A 17,739-nucleotide genomic window follows, 5' to 3' on the forward strand; every position below is an offset into this window, starting at 1 on the left:
CGCTGCGACGGAGCACGGGCGGGCGCCTCCACGGTAAAACCATCAGGAAGAACTGTCCAGTTTCAGCTGTACAGATTCGCCTGTCGATGGCCCTCGGAGCCCGCCGCTCCGGCCCGGATCACGCCGACACGGCCCGGTCGAAGCGGCTCAGCCGCGCACACGCCCCCGGCCGCCAGCCCGCAGCACGTCCCGACCAGCGCCGGCCCGACGATCCCGCGCATGACGTCGCCCTGCCCGACCCAGGCCAGCCCCGCGAACACCGCACCGCCGACCGCGCACTTCACCAGGACGGTTCTCCACACCCGCATCCGCACACCCTCGTCTCCCCGGCCGGGCCCGGGCCGACCGTCGCTCGGCAGAAGTTCATCAGACGTACCGGGAGAGATCCCCCACCGGGGCACGATGCCGACCACGGCGTGGGCTCCGCGATCACCGGGGACCTCGGCACGAGGCCCTGGCCGGCATGGACGGCTCAGCCGAGTCCGTTGCGTCGGGTGGCAAGGTAGGTGCGTTCCGACTGGTTGCCGGTGAGCCGGGCGGCGGTGTCCAGCGCCCGTGCGGCTTCTGTGGTGCGTCCGAGGCGGGCGAGGAGGTCACCGCGGACGGCGTGGAACAGGTAGTAGTGACCGAGGTCGAGGTCGTCCACCAGATCGAGGGCCGCCTGCGGGCCGTGCACCTCGGCGAGGGCGACCGCGCGGTTGAGTGCGGCGACCGGGCCGGCGTCGAAGTGCAGGAGCCGGTCGTACAGCGCGAGGATCTGGGTCCAATCGGTGACGGGGTCGGTGTGCACCGCGTTGATCGCGGCAAGGATCTGGTAGCGGCCGGGCCGGTTGCGGCGCAGGCAGGCGCGGACGATCGCGCGGCCCTCGACGACCAGGTCGGTGTTCCACCGGGTGCGGTCCTGGTCGGCGAGGCGGACGAAGGCTCCGGTCGGGTCGGTACGGGCGTCGCGGCGGGCGTCGATCAGCAGCATCAGGGCAAGGAGTCCGGCGGCCTCGGACTCGTCGGGCATGAGCTCGACCAGGAGGCGGGCGAGGCGGATCGCCTCGGCGCACAGGTCCTCGCGGACGAGGCCGGGGCCGGACGAGGCGACGTAACCCTCGTTGAAGATCAGGTAGAGGACGGCGAGGACCGCGCGGAGGCGGTCGGGCAGGTCGGCGTCGCGGGGCACCCGGTAGGGGATCCCGGCGTCGCGGATCTTCGCCTTCGCGCGCACCAGGCGCTGGGCCATCGTGGGCTCGGACACGAGGAAGGCGTGGGCGATCTCGGTGGTGGTGAGTCCGCCCAGCAGCCGCAGGGTCAGCGCGACCTGGGCGGGCATCGCCAGGGCCGGGTGACAGCAGGTGAACACCAGCCGCAGGCGGTCGTCGCGCACGGGGCCTTCCTCCTCGGGTTCGTCGGGGGCGTGCAGGAGCCGTGCCTGGGCGTGCTTGTGTGCGCGGAGCGCTTCGCGTCGCAGGTGGTCGATGGCCCGGTGGCGGGCGGTGGTGATGATCCAGCCGGCCGGACTGGGTGGCATGCCGTCGGCCGGCCAGCGTTCCAGGGCCGTGGTGAAGGCGTCGGCGACGGCATCCTCGGCCGTGCCGATGTCGCCGAGTCCGCGCACGAGTACGGCGACGGCTCTGCCGTACTCGGCGCGGAACACGGCCGCGATCTGGTCCGGGGTCGGATTCAATACGGTTCGACGTCCTGGAACGGGCGGACTTCGATCGGGAGCGTCGTCGCGGCGGCGGCCTTGCGGCCCCACGCCAGCGCCGCGTCCAGGTCCGGTGCGGTGATCACCCAGACCCCGCCGACGTGCTCCTTTCCTCGACGTAGGGGCCGTCGGTGAGCAGGCCGTCGGCGTGGACGACGGTGGCCGTGCTCGGGGCGTGCAGGCCGCCGGTGAACACCCAGGAGCCGCTGTCGCGCAGTTCCTCGTTGAACCGGTGCAGGTCGGCCTCGATCCGGGCCATGGCTTCGGGGTCCGCCTTGCCTTCGGGCTGGTAGATCGACAGGAGGTACTTCGGCATGGGTTCCTACCTGCGGGTGTAGTCGGCGATGATCACGCCCCTGGTGGTGGGGACGCTGCCGGTGAGTTCGAACTCGGTCAGCGGGGCGGAGCCCTCGAACAGCCGGGTGCCGGTGCCGAGGGTGAGCGGGTGGATCAGCAGCCGGTAGTTGTCGACCAGGCCGGCCGCGTGCAGGTCGCGGACCAGCGAGGTGCTGCCGATGATCGTGAGGTCCTTGCCGCCCTCGGCCTTGAGCTCGGCCACCGTCTCCGTGGCGTCGCCGGACAGCAGGATCGAGTTCTGCCAGGCGTCGGCGTTCTCCAGCGTCCGGGAGGCGACGTACTTGGTGGCCGCGTTCATGTGCGTGGTGAACGGGTTCCCGTCGGTGCGGGTGCTCCAGGCGGTGATGAAGTCGTTCCAGGTCCGGTGGCCGAACAGCATGTCGGTGGGCTTGCTCATGCTCTTGCCCATCTCCTGGCCCATGACCGCGTCGTTGTAGGGACCGCCCCAGCCGCCGTGGGTGAATCCGCCGCGGGTGTCCTCGTCCGGACGGCCCAGGCCCTGCACGACGCCGTCGAGGGTGATGGACAGAGTGACGTTGACCTTGCGCATCACACGTTCCCTTGCTCCGGTGGACCGCTCTCCTGCGGCCCGTTTCACCCCCTGTACGAACGCCCGACGGCCAAATCGACACAGGCGCGAGATTTTCCCTCCCACCGGGATCATCTCCCCGGGCGGAGATCCTGGGCCACATCCGGATCGGGCTGACGATGAACGTCTGCGCCCACGTCACCCAGGACTCCCCGCAGGATGCCCTGGCGAACACGGATCGGCTGCCGCGTCGGCGCCGTTGATGTCGGATGGGGATGTCAGAAGCCCCGGGCGGGGAGCTTCGCGCTCCCCGCCCGGGGCTTCTGTGCCGGTCGATGCTGTGGGCGCAGACGGTTTCGAACCGCCGACATCCGCCTTGTAAGGGCGGCGCTCTACCGCTGAGCTATGCGCCCGGACCGTCGCGTGCGGGAGTCCCGGGTGTGCGACGAAGGCCTAGCGTACCCGGTCCGGGCGGCGGGCCGCCGCCACCGAAGGCCCGGGGTCGGGAGAGGGGTGCCGGGCGGGTGGGGTGATCGGGAACAATGGGCCTGGATCGGGCGTACGAGCTGAGCAGGGAGCGCGTGGTGAGGGTGGCCGGCGGTGGCGGCGGGCGGGGCGGCTGGTGGCGTCGGGGCGAAGGGGCGCGGGCGGAGGCCTCGGCGGCCCGGGACGCCGCCCAGCAGGCGTTCTACGAACTGGATTCGGCACAGCGGGATGCCCGGCTGGCCCTGGAGACGATCCGGTCCGCGGAGGACGCGGCGGCCTCCGCGCGGGCGGAGGCCGACTTCCGGGAGCTGTCGGCGCGGATCGACCAGGTGACCGTGGCCTACCTGTCCGCCCTGGACGCGGAGGACCTGGAGGCCCCGGAGCTGGAGCCGGGCGCGGCCTCCCGGGCGAAGCGGCAGCTGGAGCAGTCGCGGAACGAGCTGGAGGCCAAGCGCACCGAGCTGGACGCCTTCGTCCGGCGCGTGCAGCCGATGGTGGAGCGCGCCGAGGCGCAGCTCGTCCGGGTGGTGCCCGCGGTGGAGAAGGCGAAGCAGGCGCTGCTGGGGGCGACCACGGCGCTGGAAGGGGTCCGGGCGGCCGGCCTGAAGGCGGACGATCTGGCCGCGCGGCTGGCCGAGCTGGCGCCGGAGCTGTCCCGGCTGAACGAGGGGGTGGCCCGGCACGGGGTCGCGGCCACCCTGCGGCGGGCCGAGGACGTGCAGCAGCGGGCGGAGGCGCTCCGCGGCCAGGCGGAGCAGTTGCCGGAGCGGGCCCGTGAGATCGACCGCCGGGTGGGGAGCCTGCGCACGCGCATCCAGGCGCTGGAGACCCGGGCGGGGACGGTCGAGCCCGCGCTGAGCGAGCTGCGGCGGCGGTTCTCGGTGTCGTGCTGGCAGGACCTGCAGCGGGTGCCGGCCCAGACCGCGGAGGCGGTCGCGACGGCCGGGGCGAAGCTGGCCGAGGCGGCGCGGGCGCGCGACGGACAGCGCTGGGCGGACGCCACCGGCGCGATCGGCACCGTGCGCGCCGTGCTGGAGACGGCCGAGGGCGCGGTGGCGGCGGTCAACGACCGGCTGCGGCAGTTGAACGAGGTCTCGCACGACCCGCACAAGGAGATCGAGCGGGCCCGGTTCGCGCTGCGGGACGCCCAGCGGCTGGCGATGGCCGGCCGGCAGACGCCGGACCCGCGGCACGCGGCGCCGCTGGACGCGGCGGTGGCGCGACTGGACCGTGCGGTGGCGCAGTTGGAGGAGGCCGGACGGCATCCCGACTACTGGCACTTCCTCACCGAGTTGGCGGCTGTGCGGGAGAGCGCCGCGGGCGTGGTCGCGATGATCCGGGGGACGCACTGAGCGGCCGCCGGGGCTCGTCCCGCGCGGTCGCCCACCCCCACATTACCCACGGGTAACATGCTTGCTAGGCTCGCGCCATGGCACGCAAGCGCGCACTCTCCGCCGCCACCTTCCGGCGCGGCATCAACCTCTGGCCGCCGTTCCTGTTCGCCGGCATCCGCGTCATGTCGGTCGGCGCGGACTACCGCAGCGCCCGCGTCCGGCTGCGGCTCCGGCGGTCCAACCGCAACTGGGTCGGCACCCACTTCGGCGGTTCGCTCTTCGCGATGACCGACCCGTTCTGGATGCTGCTGGTGATGCAGAACCTGGGCCCGGACTACTACGTCTGGGACAGCGCGGCGGAGATCCGGTTCGTCTCCCCGGGCGCGGCGACGTGTTCGCCGACTTCGAGCTCACCGACGACCGGCTGACCGAGATCCGGGCGCTGACCGCCGACGGCGACAAGGCGCTGGTCTGGTTCGACACCGACGTCCTCGCCGCCGACGGCACGCTGGTCGCGACCGTCCGCAAGCAGGTCTACGTGCGGCCGAAGCCGCAGCACGAGCCGCAGCGTGCGTCGGTGGCTACTGCCGCCTGACCCGGCCGGTCGGTACCCTGCCGGTATGCCACGCTACGACTTCCGCTGCCGCTCCTGCGGCGCCACCTTCGAACTCCGCCGCACCATGGCGCAGGCCAACGACCCCGCGGTCTGCCCCGAGGGGCACCCGGACACCGTGAAGCTGCTCTCCACCGTCGCCGTCACCGGCGGCTCGGCCGCCGCGGCCGCCCCCGCGCCCGCGTCCGGTGGCGGTGGCGGTGGGTGCTGCGGCGGCGGCTGCTGCGGCTGACCGACGCGGGGTGCGTCCCGGGGCGGGCCCGGGACGCACCGGATCGGGCCGGATCGGGCCGGACCTAGGCCCGGACGGACGCCCCGGCGCGGACGCGCTCCAGCATCCGGCGGACGATCTCCTCGCCCGCCGCGACACCGATCTCGGACAGGGCGGTGACCCCGGGCGCCGTCCAGCCGGAGTCGGCGAGCTCACCGTGCCCGGGACGCCAGCCGTGCTCGGCGGCGAGCAGCAGCTCGGCGTCCAGCAGCGAGTCACCGGCGGTGAGCACGGTCGCCGCGCCGGTGCGCCGCTCCACCTCGGCGAGCGCGGCGCTCTTGGTGAGCGGCGCGGGCACGGCGTACACCTTGCGGCCCTGCAGCGAGATCGTCCAGCCGCGCTCGGCGCACCAGGCGGTCAGCTCGTCCAGCCAGCCAGCCGGCAGGTCCGCCCGCTCGACCACCAGGTACGCGAAGAGGTCCTCGGCGACGCGCCGCTTGTGGGTCCACTCCGGGTCCGCCGCGATGGCCAGGTGCTCGACCACCTCGGCGAGCGGGGCGCTGGCCGCGTCGAGCCGGCCGCGCACCTCGGCGTGCCAGTCGCGGTCGACGACGCCGTCCACCAGCAGGTGGCCGCCGTTGGCGCAGATCGCGTAGCGCGGGATCCAGCCCGGCGTCGGGCCGGGCAGGTTGACCCGCTCGTACTGGGCGCGGGTGCGGGTGGTGGCGGGGACGAAGACGGCCAGCCGGGTCAGTTCGACGAGCAGCTCGGCGGCCTGCTCGGTCATGAACGAGAGCGCCCGGCCGTCGTTGACCTCCACCGAGAGCAGCCGTGGCGCGAGCCGGTCCGGCACGTCCAGGGCCAGCGCCCGGTTGGAGTAGATCAGGGTGCGGTCGAGGTCGCTCGCGACCAGGAACTGACTCGGCATCAACTGTCCTTCGTTGCAAGGTCCGTACCGTCGGCGGAAGCCACCGCCGTACCGTCGGCGCCGGTCGCGCCGCGGGTGAAGCGCGGGTGGATCAGACCCACGCAGGAGTACGGCAGGTCGTCCACCTCCTCCACCGGTACTCCGCGCTGCTCGGCGAGCAGGCGGACGTGGTCCAGGTCGGCCCCGGCGCCCCGGCGGGCGAGCACCCGCCACGGCACCCGGCGCAGCATCACCCGGGTGGTCTCCCCCACGCCGGGCTTGACCAGGTTGACGTTGTCGATCCCGTACTCGGTGCTGATCCGCTCGACGGCGGCCCAGCCCTCCCAGGTCGGGGTGCGGTCCGCGCCCTCCAGGGCGTCGGCGGCGGCCACCGCGGCGGCGCGGACGGCGGGGAAGTGCGCGACGACGGCGGCCAGGAAGTCGCCGGAGACGTCCGCCCCCGCCAGGTCGCGGTAGAACTTGGCGCCGTGGAAGTCCGCCGGGCCGATCAGGTCGGAGCGCAGCACGGTGCGCGAGATCAGGCCGGACACCGTGGAGTTGAGGCAGGCCGACGGGATGAGGAAGTCGTCCCGGGTGCCGTAGGTGCGCACGCAGCGGCCCGGGTCGGCGAGCACCGCGAGGTCGGGGTCGAAGCCGGTGCCCTCCAGCGCCTCGGCGAGCTCGCGGGTGATCGCGCCCTTGCCCGTCCAGCCGTCGACGAAGACCACGTCGGCGGCGGCGTGGTGGGCGGCGAGGTGCCGCAGCGCCACGGTGTCGATACCGCGGCCGCGCACGATCGAGACGGCGTAGTGCGGGGTGTCGATGCCGTGCGCGAAGGCCAGCCAGCGGCGGATCAGGACGCCGACCGGCGTGCCGGCGCGGGCCAGCGAGGCCAGCACCAGGCCGCGGCCTCGCTCGCGCAGCAGCGTCTCGGCGACGGTGCCGACGCCGAGCGCGACCCGCTCGGCGGACTCGGCCAGGGCCTGCCGGAACAGTTCCTGGTACTCGGCGCTCGGCTGGTACTCCACCGGCAGCGACTCGGCGTAGTGCGCGCCGCCGGACTGCACGGCCTCCTCGCGCTCCTCGGTCGGCGCCTCCAGCGTCACCCCGGACAGGTCCTTGAGCAGCCAGACGACGTCCTCGGCGGCGTACGAGGAGAACGCCGGGCCGTACAGCGGGGTGGGCAGCGTGGTGGTGGTCATGGGTCGCCTTACCTGGGGTGCACGGTCGATGGTGGGGGGCGGAGGCGTCAGCGCGGTGGCCGCGGGCGGTACGCCGGGAGAACGGCGAGCACCACCTGGTCGGTGACGGCCCGCAGCTGCCCGAGGAGCGCCCGGGGGCCCTCGTGCAGCGCCGCGGTGTCGGCGGGGGTGTCGACGACGAGCACGATCGCGTCGAACCGGCGGGCCGGGTCGGTGCCGGGCGCCACGTTGTAGGCGTACCGCTCACCGGGGCCGTCGGCCGGGTCGTCGTGGGCGGGGAAGGCCAGCGCGGTGCGGATCGCGTAGCCGGGGTCGTCGACGGCCAGCACCGGGGAGCGGGTTGTGGTGGAGAACCGCACGCGGCCCGGGCCGAGCCGGTCCGCGAGCGCCCCGGCGAGGCGCAGCGGCGCGTACATCAGCTCCTCGAACCCGAGCACGAGCACCCGGTCGCGGTCGGCGACCAGGTCGGCGACGGGCGCCGCGATCCCGGGCAGCTCCTTCTCCAGCCGGGCCCGGTGGTCGGGGGTGAAGCCGTGCCGGCCGCCGTCGGGCAGGTCGGCGGGCCAGTCCAGCGCGACCCGGTGGACGGGCGCCGCCGGGCCGCCGGGGCCGTCCTGGACGGGCTGGGCGTCGATCAGCCGCTGGGCGCGCGGCAGCACGTCGGCGGGCAGGTCGACGCCGCCGACGGCGGTGGCGACCAGGTCGACCCGGGCGCCGAGCTCGGCGGCGGCCGCGGCGAGCCGTTCGCGGTCGGCGGCGGTGCGCAGGTCGACCAGGGCGACGACCACGTAGTGCCCGCGGGGGTGCTCGGCGTGCAGGGCGCGGACGGTGTTCAGCACGGTGTTGCCGGTGGAGAACTCGTCGTCGACCAGCACCAGCGGGCCGTCGCCGGCCAGCATCCCGGCGTCCTCGGGCAGCAGCAGGTGCGAGGTGGCGTGCGAGTGCTCCTCCTCGAACCCGCCGACCGGCGCGAGCCCGTCGACCGGCCGCCGGGTGGAGTGCAGGTACGGGGCGTCCAGGGCGTCGGCGACGCTGTGGCCGAGCGCGGTGGCGGTCTCCGCGTAGCCGAGCACCACGGCGCGGGCGGCGGCCTCGTCGCCGAGCAGTGCGCGGACGCGGCCGCCGAGCTCCAGCCCGGCGCCGTGCACCACCTCGGGGTGCTGCGGCACGTGCTTGCCGAGGACCTGGGAGACCAGCAGGTGGGCGCGGCGGGGGTTGCGGCGCAGCGCGAGCCCGATCAGCCCCGGCAGCTCGGGGGACCCGGTGAGGGCGATGTCGAGGCGGTCGGTGACCCACTGGCCGGACCAGGGCGCCTGCTCGGCGTGCGGTGCGGTCACAACTCCTGCTTTCGGTGGTGCAGACATTCGGTGGCGCGGGATCCGCGGGGCGCGCCCGCGGAGGGCATTGCGGTCGAGGGTACCCAGCTCGGCCGCGGTGCTGGTCGGCCGCGGTGCCGGTCGGCCGGGGTGCGGGTCAGCCGCAGAGGCAGGCGCCGAGCAGCTCGGCGAAGCTGACGTCCTCGCGGGCGACGCCGAACACCTCGGCGCGCAGCATCACACGCTCCGCCCAGGCGCGGTGCGGCTTGGCCTCGTTCATCTTGTTGGTGTACGCGGAGCGCAGCACGCCGCCGCCGTCGCGGTGCCGGCTGAGGATGTCCTGCGCGTCGGAGAACTCCTCGTGGGTGACCACGGAGAGCGCGTGCACCGCGGGCACGTGGCTGGGGTGGATGCAGGTCTTGCCGAGCAGGCCGTTGGCGCGGTCCAGCTCGATCTCGCGGATCAGGCCGTCGAGGTCGTGCTCGATGATCCGCTGCCGGACGCCGTCCGCGGGCGGCTGCGCCTCGGCGAACGGGGTGCGGCGCAGCTGCGGCTTGAACATCCGCTCCTGGACGGGGAAGTACTCCCAGACCGGGCCGGTGACGGTGTACCCGGTGCCGTCGGCCCGGCCGAGCACGTTGACCACGTCGCCGATGACGCCGGCGACCAGCGCCACGTCGTAGGCGGTCAGATCGGGCGAGCGGCGCAGCCCGTACGCGGAGCAGAGGTCGGTGACGCCGAGCCGGACGGCGAGGATGCGCTCGCGGTACTTCTCCAGCAGCCGGGCGATGCCGAACAGCTGGTCGCGGCGGGTCTCCAGGTGGGCGAGTTCGGGCGACTCGAGCACCGGCATGGCGAACAGCCGCTGCCCGGACTCCTCCTCGGCCGAGGTGAGCGCCTCCAGGAAGGCGCCGCCGCTCTCCTCGGTGAACTTGGGCACCACGAAGCCGGCGAGCACCCGGACGGCCGGGCCGAGCCGGCGGGTGAGGTCGGTGATCTGCCCGGCGGTGCGGACCCGTACGAACAGCAGCGGGAGCCCTCGGCGCCGTCGGCGGCGAGCGCGCCGAGCTGGGCGACGAGGTTGTGCTCGGCGTCCGGCACCTCGTGGTCGGCGATCGCGTCCTCAAGGCAGAGCACCATGGAGACCACGCCGCGGGCGGCCTGCTTGCGGATGTCCGTCGCCAGGGTGCTGCGGGTCGCCGGGCTGTACAGCGTGGCGCCCAGCGCGGTGGAGAGCACGGCCGCCTCGCTGTGCAGGTCGAAGGCGACGGGCTCGCTCAGGAAGAGCCGACCGCGGACGTCGTCGGCAAGGTGGCCGAAGTGGCGCAAATCGCTCTCCCTGGAGACTCGGTGGCGGCCGGGGCCGGGTGGGCGGCTGACGCCCCGACAGCAGGGACGTACGGCGGGGCCCGATGGTTTCGCGGGTGGGGGACGGTCCGGCAGTCCTCGCCCGCGTGTGGGCGGTTCGCCGAGGGGTGGTGTGCCTGGTCCGTTGGCGGCTAATCGTACGGTCCGTTTCGGCCGCGCGGAGCCCTGAAACATCGAATTCTCGGAAGGTTACCTGCGACGACACACAAGCCGCTCGCCGGCACCGGGTCCGCGTTGTCCGCAGGGGCCGGTGGCGGGCAGGATGTAGGGCATGACGCACGTGATGGCGAAGGGCGCCAACATCCCCCTGACGGCCGCCGCCGTGCGTGCCGTGCTGCGCTGGACGGCGGCCCCCGGTGCCCCGGAGGTGGACGTCTCGGCCCTGCTGGTCGCGGCCGGCGGCAAGGTCCGTTCGGATGCCGACTTCGTCTTCTACAACCAGCCCGAGCACCCCAGCGGCGCCGTGCGCCACCGGCCGGGCCGGCCCGCGGGGGCGGCGAGGAGGTCTCCGACGAGGTCGAGGTCGACCTCGCCCGGCTCCCCGGGGACGTGGACCGGGTGGTGCTGGCGGGTTCCGCCGAGGGCGGATCGTTCCGCGCGGTACCGGGGCTGCGGCTGCTGGTGTTCGACGCGGCGGTCGCGGGGTCGGCTGCGCTCGCGGAGTTCCCCGTCACCGACGGCGACGAGGTGAGCGCCCTGGTCGCCGGCGAGTTCTACCGGCGCGACGGCGGGTGGAAGTTCCGCGCGGTCGGCCAGGGCTACGCCACCGGCCTGAGCGGCCTCGCCACCGACTACGGCATCGCGATCGAGGACGGCGACGAGCCCGCGGCCGACGCCGCCCCGGCACCGGCACCGGCCCCGGTGGACGAGGAGCCGGACATCTACTCGCTGGCCCCGGCCACGCCGGCCGCCCCGCTCCCGCCGCCGCCGGCCGCGCCGCCGACCGCGGGGATGCCGGCCGCCGCACCGGCCGCGCCCGCCCCGCAGCACGCGGCGCCCTCCGGGTACGGCCACCCGCAGCCGGCCGCGGCCCAGGCCGGGGGTACGGCTACCCGCAGACGCCGTACCCGCCGCAGCCCCAGCCGGGGTACGGCTATCCGCCGCCGCAGCAGCCGAACACGGGCTACGGCTACCCCCAGCAGCAGCCCGCCCCGCAGCCGCAGCCGAACACCGGGTACGGCTACCCCCAGCAGCAGGCCCCCGTCCCGCAGCCGCAGCCCGTGGCGCCGCAGCCGGGGTTCGCCCTGCCGCCGCAGGGGCCGCAGTTCCAGCCCCGCTAGCCGGTCCGGGCTCCGGCCCGGCCCGCCCGGCCGTTCAGGCGGCCGGGCCGGAGGGCTTCTTGTAGCCGCGCTGCCACTGCATGCCGAAGCCGTAGAGCCGGTCCAGATCGGACTGGAAGCCGTGCACGTACCGCACCTCGCGGCGCACGGTGAGCTGGTTGTCGCCGGAGTTCTCGATCAGCACCACCGCGCAGGAGCGGGCCGCCGCCGCCCGCTGGTCGAGTCTGATCTCGATCCGCGGGCCGGTCGGCGGCACGATGGTCAGCGTGGCGTGCGTCCGGTCGAACGCCGGGGTGTCGTCGTAGATGTAGACGAAGATGAGCAGCCGCCGGAACTGGTCCTTCTTCTCCAGGTTGACGTACATCGTCTCGCCGGACGGCGCCCCGTACACGTCGTCACCGCTGAGCTTGATGTACGGCGGCCGGTTGAGGTCGCCGAAGAACCCCCGAGCGGCTGGACGACGCCGCGGCTGCCGTCGGTCAACTCGTACATGCAGGCCAGGTCGAGGTCGACGCTGACCGGCGCCCGCTCGTAGGATTCCGGCGCCATCGGCCGAAGGTTCCGCAGGTCGAACAGCTTGCGCAGCGCTCCGCCGGCGCCCGGCCGCTCGGCCGTCCGGGTCGTCCAGTGCAGGTTGACGTACAGGTTGCCGGTGGTCGCGGCGGCGCCGACCAGGGCGTGCTGCGGTTGGGACTTGGTCAGTGTGACCTTGAACTGTCCGCCCGAGTCGACGTTGTTCCGGTCGCCCTTCAGGAACTCCCAGACCGAGACCATCGCGTGTGTGTCCTCCCCTGCGACCGGCCGGTGGTCGGCCGGCGCACCGCCGTCGGCGTTCATCGTGCCCGTATCGTCGCATCAGAGCCATACCCCACCGTCGACGATGAGTCACCGTCAGTCCCTCCGTTGGCGACGGATCCGCCACTCCCGTACGATGCCGCTCCCCCGGACGCGATATCGTCATGCCCGCACAGGCGTCCCCGGCGGCCCGTGTGCGGCGGCGTCCAGGACACGACGTCAGGATCCGCCCCGCCCGACCCGCCGCCTGTGCAGCTGCGATCCATCCCCCTGCCCTGCGGAATTCGAGGCCCAACCCACGATGAACCTCTCCTCCATACAGCTGGTCTGGGCCGTGATCGGCGGCGTGGCCCTGCTGTTCACCGCCGTCCTGGTGGCCGTACTGCGCGTGAAGAACAACAAGCCGGACGACAACGCCGACTCCTGGGAGCGCGGCGAGGAGCGTCGGCGCCGCAAGGAGGCCGTCTACGGCGGCGCCTCCTACGTGCTGCTGTTCTGCTGCGCGGGTGTCGCCGCCGCGCTCTCCTTCCACGGCCTGGTGGGCTTCGGCCAGGAGAACCTCAACCTGTCCGGCGGCTGGGAGTACCTCGTCCCGTTCGGCCTCGACGGCGCGGCGATGTTCTGCTCGGTGCTCGCCGTGCGTGAGGCCAGCCACGGTGACGCCGCGCTCGGCTCGCGTCTGCTGGTCTGGCTGTTCGCGGTCGCCTCGGCCTGGTTCAACTGGGTGCACGCGCCGCGCGGCGGTGCGCACGACGGTGCTCCGCAGTTCTTCGCCGGCATGTCCATCTCGGCCGCGGTGCTGTTCGACCGCGCGCTGAAGCAGACCCGTCGCGCCGCGCTGCGCGAGCAGGGCCTGATCCCCCGTCCGCTGCCGCAGATCCGGATCGTCCGCTGGCTGCGCGCCCCCGCGAGACCTACGCGGCGTGGTCGCTGATGCTGCTGGAGAACGTGCGCAGCCTGGACGAGGCGGTCGACGAGGTGCGCGAGGAGCGCCAGTCGAAGATCGACGCGAAGCAGCGCGCCCGCACGGCGGACCGCCGCGAGCGGGCCGAGCTGAAGGCGATCGCCCGCTCCGGCGGCGGTGTGCTGAGCCGCGGCCGCGGCGGCCGCCAGGTGCCCGCGCTGACCGCGTCCTCCTCGGGCGACTCCGCTTCGGAGCCTGCGCTATCCGATGAGGACCCGATGGCCAAAGTCGGCCCCTCGGCGCTGGAGCCCGCCGCCCTCACCGCCGGCCGGCGCCCCCGCGCCGCGGTCGGCGGCGGCTCCTCGTCCTCCTCGCTGTCGTCCAGCATCGACCTGACGGTGGACGACGACACCCTGTCGATGCCCAAGCTGGACTCGCTGGAGCGCAAGCTCCGGGCGATCGAGCAGCAGCTCGGCTGATTCCCGCCGGTACGCGCAAGGGCCCCGCACACTCGGTGTGCGGGGCCCTTGCGCGTGCGGGTGTGCCGGTCAGACGGAGGACGGCTCCGTCCGGGAGGCGGTGTCCAGTGCCTGTTCCCGCTTGTTGCGGACGACCGAGGAGGCCAGCGCCGCACCGATGAAGCCGACGCCGATCAGGCCGGTGACGATCTCCGGGATGTGGTACTCGATGGAGACCAGCAGGATGCAGGCCAGGGCGCCGATCGCGTAGTGCGCGCCGTGCTCCAGGTAGACGTAGTCGTCCAGGGTGCCCTTGCGGACGAGGTAGACGGTCAGCGAGCGGATGTACATCGCGCCGATGCCCAGACCCAGGGTGATCATGAAAATGTCCTGCGAGATGGCGAACGCGCCGACCACGCCGTCGAAGGAGAACGACGCGTCCAGGACCTCCAGGTAGAGGAACAGGAAGAACGCGGCCTTGCCGCCGACCTGGACGAGCGACCTGCCGCTCTTCTCGGCGGCCTCCTCGGCCTCCTCCTGCTCCTCCAGGCCGGACTCGAAGACGCCCGAGAGGCCGTTGACGGCGAGGTAGGTGGCGAGGCCCATCAGGCCGGCCAGCAGCACCGTCTCGGCGTGCTCGGCGGCGAAGAACCGGGAGGCGAGGGCGAGCGCGATCAGGGCGATGACCGAGGAGAGCGCGTCCAGCTTGCCGATCTTCTCCAGCGGCTTCTCCAGCCAGCGCAGCCAGTTGAAGTCCTTCTCCTCGAAGATGAAGTCGAGGAAGATCATCAGCAGGAAGATGCCGCCGAAGGCCGCGATCGCCGGGTTGGCAGCCGCCAGGTAGTCGGCGTACGTCTGGCCCTCGAACGTCTTGGAGGAGTCGAGCGCGAGGTCGATCACCGTGCTCGGGCTGAGGTGGGCGGTCAGGCCGACGACCAGCAGCGGGAAGATCAGCCGCATGCCGAAGACCGCGATCAGCACGCCGACCGTGAGGAAGATCTTCTGCCAGAACGGGTTCATCCGCTTCAGGACGGTGGCGTTGACGACCGCGTTGTCGAACGACAGGGAGATCTCGAGGATCGAGAGGATCAGGACGACGCCGAAGCCCTCGGCCCCCAGATCAGGCCGGCTGCGATCAGGCCGGCGATCGTGATGGCGAAGGACCATCCGAATGTGCGGAGGAACACGGAGTCAGTTACCTTTCGGATTCATGGCTGCAGAGCTGGTTTTCGGCGGCGGACTTTACTGGACGTTTACCCCGAAATCCAGGGCGATGCCCCGCAGGCCGGAGGCGTAGCCCTGGCCGACCGCGCGGAACTTCCACTCGCCCTGGTAGCGGTAGAGCTCGCCGAAGATCATCGCCGTCTCGGTGGAGGCGTCCTCGGTGAGGTCGTACCGGGCGATCTCCTGGCCGTCCGTCAGGTTGACCACCCGGATGTAGGCGTTCGAGACCTGGCCGAAGTTCTGGATCCGGGCCTCCGCGTCGTAGATCGACACCGCGAAGACCACCTTGTCGACCTGGACGGGCACCAGGTCGAGGTTGACCTGCACGACCTCGTCGTCACCGTCGCCGTCGCCGGTCAGGTTGTCGCCCTGGTGCTCGACCGAGCCCTCCGGGCTGCGCAGGTTGTTGTAGAACACGAAGTACTCGTCGCCGAGCACCCGCCCGCCCGCGCACAGCAGGGCGCTGGCGTCCAGGTCGAAGGGCGCGCCGGTGGTCGAGCGGGCGTCCCAGCCCAGCCCGATCTGCACCTGCGTCAGGTTCGGCGCCGCCTTGGTCAGCGAGACGTTGCCGCCCTTGGCCAGCGTGACACTCATACGTTTCCTCCCAGCTCCCGTCCCCGGGGCTCCCGATCGGCGGCCCGCCCGCCCGGCCGCCGGACACACCCCATGAGGTGTATGCCCCCGGCCCCCGTGCGGCGGTGCTCACCCGCCTGAACTTCCTGAACTCCGCCCTCCGGCTGCGACGGCCGCCGGCCCGCCGGCGAGGCCCCGGGCGGGGCGCTCCACCGGCTCGGAGCCGGACGAATCTACCAGGGCGCCCCACGCCCTCCGTCCGCGTCGTCCGGGCAGCCGAGCGGCCCCCGACCGGGGCGGCCGGGGGTGGGTGGTGCCGCCGGAAACGCGGACGGGCCCGGCCGCGTGTGCGGCCGGGCCCGTTCCGCAGGGCTCAGACGTTGACGCCGAAGTCCTGGGCGATGCCGCGCAGGCCGGAGGCGTAGCCCTGGCCGATGGCGCGGAACTTCCACTCCGCGCCGTTGCGGTAGAGCTCGCCGAAGACCATCGCGGTCTCGGTGGAGGCGTCCTCGGAGAGGTCGTAGCGGGCGATCTCCGCACCGCCGGCCTGGTTGATCACGCGGATGAAGGCGTTGCGGACCTGGCCGAAGTTCTGCTGGCGGTTCTCGGCGTCGTAGATGGAGACCGGGAAGACGATCTTGGCGATCTCGGCCGGTACGCCGGCCAGGTTGACCTTGATCTGCTCGTCGTCGCCCTCGCCCTCACCGGTCAGGTTGTCGCCGGTGTGCTCCACCGAGCCGTCCTGGCTGGTCAGGTTGTTGAAGAAGACGAAGTCCGCGTCCGAGCGGACCCGGCCGGACTCGGTGCAGAGCAGCGCACTGGCGTCGAGGTCGAAGTCGGTACCGGTGGTGGTGCGGACGTCCCAGCCGAGGCCGACGATGACGGCGGTGAGGCCGGGGGCCTCCTTGGTCAGGGAGACGTTGCCGCCCTTGCTCAGGCTGACACCCACATGTCCTCCAAATGTGCGGGAGGCACGGCGGGTGCCCCCGGTGGTACGGGCCGGCCCCGTCCGGGGTGCCCGCCTCCTGCCAACGGCCCGATCGTAGTGCCGGGTTCCCGGGCTGTCCCGGAACACCGCAGGCGCGCCCGGACGGATGTCCGGGCGCGCCTGCGGCGACGGGAGCGGGCACGCCCTACAGCGCGCCGAGCGCCTTCAGGTACTCCTGCTCGTCACGGGCGTCCGGCAGGCCGTTGACGACCGTCCAGCGGACGACGCCCTCCTTGTCGATGACGAAGGTGCCGCGCACGGCGCAGCCCTTGTCCTCCTGGAAGACGCCGTAGGCGCGGGAGACCTCGCCGTGCGGCCAGAAGTCGGAGAGCAGCGGGTAGTCGAGTCCCTCCTGATCGGCGAAGACGCGCAGGGTGAACGGCGAGTCGTTGGAGACCGCCAGCACCTGGACGTCGTCGTTCTGCAGGCGCGGCAGCTCCTTCTGGATCGCGCACACCTCGCCGGTGCACACCCCGGTGAAGGCGAACGGGTAGAAGACCAGGACGACGTTCTTCTCGCCGCGGAAGTCGGAGAGCTTGACCAGCTCGCCGTGCTGGTTCTTGAGCTCGAAGTCCGGAGCCTGGGTGCCGACCTCGATGGCCATGGGGTGAGACCTTCCTCTGGGCCGCTCCGGCCCCGGGGAGGGGCGGGAGGGCGGGTGCCGCGGTCGCCGGGCGCCGCGCGGGACAGGGGCATCCTTCCACCTCATCGGGTGGGTTGGGCCGTCCGGGTGAGCCGGACGGCGCCCCGGCCCCATGGTTCCGCCCTCGGTGAACAATCGCACCGGCCGCACCCACAAGCCGTGGACGGCAACGGGCGGGCCCCGCTGGAGGAAGCTCCAGCGGGGCCCGCCCGAAGAGTCGTGGGGCCGCTCAGCGCTTGCCGGAGCGCGCCGCCTTGGGCGAGGCGAGCCGGGTGCCGGCCCAGTCCTTGGCGATCGCGACGGAGCTGGTCTGGGACAGACCGGCCGTCTTCGCGGCGTCGGCGATCTCGTGCGCCTCCACGTGGCCCTCGCGGCCCGTCTTGGGCGTCAGCAGCCAGATGAGGCCGCCTTCGGCGAGGTACTCCAGCGCGTCGACGAGGGCGTCGGTGAGATCCCCGTCCTCCTCGCGATGCCACAGCAGGACGCCGTCGGCGACGTCGTCGTAGTCCTCGTCGACGAGCTCCGAGCCAGTGACGTCCTCGATCCCCTCGCGGAGCTCCTGGTCACAGTCATCGTCGTACCCGAGCTCCTGGATGATCTGGCCTTCTTCGAAGCCCAGACGAGCTGCAGGGTTGGACTTGTCCGCGGGGTCCGCGGTCGCGCTCACGGGAATAACCTCCAGTATTCGGCCCGGCGTCCGTGCCGGGGCTGTGGGCGTAGTCCACACGTGCGCGGCGGTTCGCGCAAGTACCCGACACCCGATCCCACCCAAAGGTTGACGTCCCAGAGGGGGACACGCCGGGTGATGTGTCGGGAATCACACCCGTTTGCCCTTTTCTGCCCGAACCCGTGGTG

Annotated in this window: 13 protein-coding genes, 1 tRNA gene and 6 pseudogenes; 6 read left to right on the plus strand and 14 right to left on the minus strand. The window is 72.9% G+C overall.

Annotated elements, in window-relative coordinates:
• Window positions 1–62: 62 nt before the first annotated feature.
• The 5 genes from ABEB13_RS14145 to ABEB13_RS14165 all read right to left on the minus strand — a co-directional run bounded on the left by ABEB13_RS14145 (window position 63) and on the right by ABEB13_RS14165 (window position 2,995).
• A complete protein-coding gene (locus tag ABEB13_RS14145) occupies window positions 63–308 on the minus strand; it encodes a hypothetical protein (RefSeq protein WP_345705813.1) in 246 nt (81 codons plus the stop codon).
• A 164-nt stretch (window positions 309–472) separates the two neighbouring features.
• Entirely contained in the window at window positions 473–1,675 is a 1,203-nt protein-coding gene (locus ABEB13_RS14150; protein ID WP_345705814.1) for an RNA polymerase sigma factor, read from the minus strand.
• A gap of 103 nt (window positions 1,676–1,778) precedes the next feature.
• Window positions 1,779–2,012: a YciI family protein gene (locus ABEB13_RS14155; protein WP_345705815.1), complete on the minus strand. Its 234-nt coding sequence runs from the start codon at window positions 2,010–2,012 to the stop codon at window positions 1,779–1,781.
• Window positions 2,013–2,018: 6 nt separating this feature from the next.
• Window positions 2,019–2,603 carry a dihydrofolate reductase family protein gene (locus ABEB13_RS14160; protein ID WP_345705816.1) on the minus strand — a complete coding sequence of 195 codons (585 nt, stop codon included), beginning with the start codon at window positions 2,601–2,603 and terminating at the stop codon, window positions 2,019–2,021.
• Between the two features lie 320 nt (window positions 2,604–2,923).
• Window positions 2,924–2,995 (minus strand) — tRNA-Val (locus ABEB13_RS14165).
• Window positions 2,996–3,124: 129 nt separating this feature from the next.
• Here ABEB13_RS14165 and ABEB13_RS14170 point away from each other — a divergent pair.
• The 4 genes from ABEB13_RS14170 (at window position 3,125) to ABEB13_RS14185 (ending at window position 5,247) form a co-directional block, all read left to right on the plus strand.
• Complete coding sequence (locus ABEB13_RS14170; protein ID WP_380232038.1) at window positions 3,125–4,420, plus strand: coiled-coil domain-containing protein; 1,296 nt, start codon at window positions 3,125–3,127, stop codon at window positions 4,418–4,420.
• A 77-nt stretch (window positions 4,421–4,497) separates the two neighbouring features.
• Window positions 4,498–4,830, plus strand: a complete 333-nt coding sequence (locus ABEB13_RS14175) for a DUF4442 domain-containing protein (RefSeq protein WP_345705818.1) — start codon at window positions 4,498–4,500, stop codon at window positions 4,828–4,830.
• Window positions 4,794–4,997 (plus strand): hypothetical protein, encoded by a 204-nt coding sequence (locus ABEB13_RS14180; protein ID WP_345705819.1) that lies wholly within the window; start codon window positions 4,794–4,796, stop codon window positions 4,995–4,997. The genes ABEB13_RS14175 and ABEB13_RS14180 overlap by 37 nt, the downstream gene beginning before the upstream one ends.
• Window positions 4,998–5,022: 25 nt before the next feature.
• Window positions 5,023–5,247, plus strand: a complete 225-nt coding sequence (locus ABEB13_RS14185) for an FmdB family zinc ribbon protein (RefSeq protein ID WP_100890387.1) — start codon at window positions 5,023–5,025, stop codon at window positions 5,245–5,247.
• Window positions 5,248–5,311: 64 nt separating this feature from the next.
• Here ABEB13_RS14185 and ABEB13_RS14190 read toward each other — a convergent pair whose 3' ends face one another.
• The 3 genes and pseudogenes from ABEB13_RS14190 to ABEB13_RS14200 all read right to left on the minus strand — a co-directional run bounded on the left by ABEB13_RS14190 (window position 5,312) and on the right by ABEB13_RS14200 (window position 9,980).
• Window positions 5,312–6,154, minus strand: a complete 843-nt coding sequence (locus ABEB13_RS14190; protein WP_100890386.1) for an HAD family hydrolase — start codon at window positions 6,152–6,154, stop codon at window positions 5,312–5,314.
• Window positions 6,154–8,699 (minus strand): annotated as a pseudogene (locus ABEB13_RS14195) (phosphoribosyltransferase). The gene ABEB13_RS14190 and the pseudogene ABEB13_RS14195 overlap by 1 nt, the downstream one beginning before the upstream one ends.
• 109 nt (window positions 8,700–8,808) lie before the next feature.
• Window positions 8,809–9,980 (minus strand): annotated as a pseudogene (locus ABEB13_RS14200) (HpcH/HpaI aldolase/citrate lyase family protein).
• A gap of 322 nt (window positions 9,981–10,302) precedes the next feature.
• Here ABEB13_RS14200 and ABEB13_RS14205 point away from each other — a divergent pair.
• Window positions 10,303–10,754, plus strand: a pseudogene (locus tag ABEB13_RS14205) (TerD family protein); the annotation flags it as partial.
• A gap of 579 nt (window positions 10,755–11,333) precedes the next feature.
• Here the strand turns inward: ABEB13_RS14205 and ABEB13_RS14210 are convergent.
• A pseudogene (locus ABEB13_RS14210) lies at window positions 11,334–12,073 on the minus strand (TerD family protein).
• Window positions 12,074–12,395: 322 nt separating this feature from the next.
• Between ABEB13_RS14210 and ABEB13_RS14215 the strand changes: the two are divergent.
• Window positions 12,396–13,477, plus strand: a pseudogene (locus tag ABEB13_RS14215) (DUF2637 domain-containing protein).
• Window positions 13,478–13,546: 69 nt separating this feature from the next.
• Here the strand turns inward: ABEB13_RS14215 and ABEB13_RS14220 are convergent.
• The 5 genes and pseudogenes from ABEB13_RS14220 to ABEB13_RS14240 all read right to left on the minus strand — a co-directional run bounded on the left by ABEB13_RS14220 (window position 13,547) and on the right by ABEB13_RS14240 (window position 17,551).
• Window positions 13,547–14,643: pseudogene (locus ABEB13_RS14220) on the minus strand (DUF475 domain-containing protein).
• A 55-nt stretch (window positions 14,644–14,698) separates the two neighbouring features.
• Window positions 14,699–15,274 carry a TerD family protein gene (locus ABEB13_RS14225; RefSeq protein WP_100890380.1) on the minus strand — a complete coding sequence of 192 codons (576 nt, stop codon included), beginning with the start codon at window positions 15,272–15,274 and terminating at the stop codon, window positions 14,699–14,701.
• 352 nt (window positions 15,275–15,626) lie between these two features.
• Complete coding sequence (locus ABEB13_RS14230; RefSeq protein ID WP_100890379.1) at window positions 15,627–16,202, minus strand: TerD family protein; 576 nt, start codon at window positions 16,200–16,202, stop codon at window positions 15,627–15,629.
• Window positions 16,203–16,386: 184 nt separating this feature from the next.
• Complete coding sequence (locus tag ABEB13_RS14235; RefSeq protein ID WP_100890378.1) at window positions 16,387–16,845, minus strand: peroxiredoxin; 459 nt, start codon at window positions 16,843–16,845, stop codon at window positions 16,387–16,389.
• A 268-nt stretch (window positions 16,846–17,113) separates the two neighbouring features.
• Window positions 17,114–17,551 (minus strand): DUF3052 domain-containing protein, encoded by a 438-nt coding sequence (locus ABEB13_RS14240; protein ID WP_100890377.1) that lies wholly within the window; start codon window positions 17,549–17,551, stop codon window positions 17,114–17,116.
• Window positions 17,552–17,739 lie beyond the last annotated feature (188 nt).

The sequence above is a fragment of the Kitasatospora paranensis genome (assembly GCF_039544005.1).
GTDB lineage: Bacteria > Actinomycetota > Actinomycetes > Streptomycetales > Streptomycetaceae > Kitasatospora > Kitasatospora paranensis.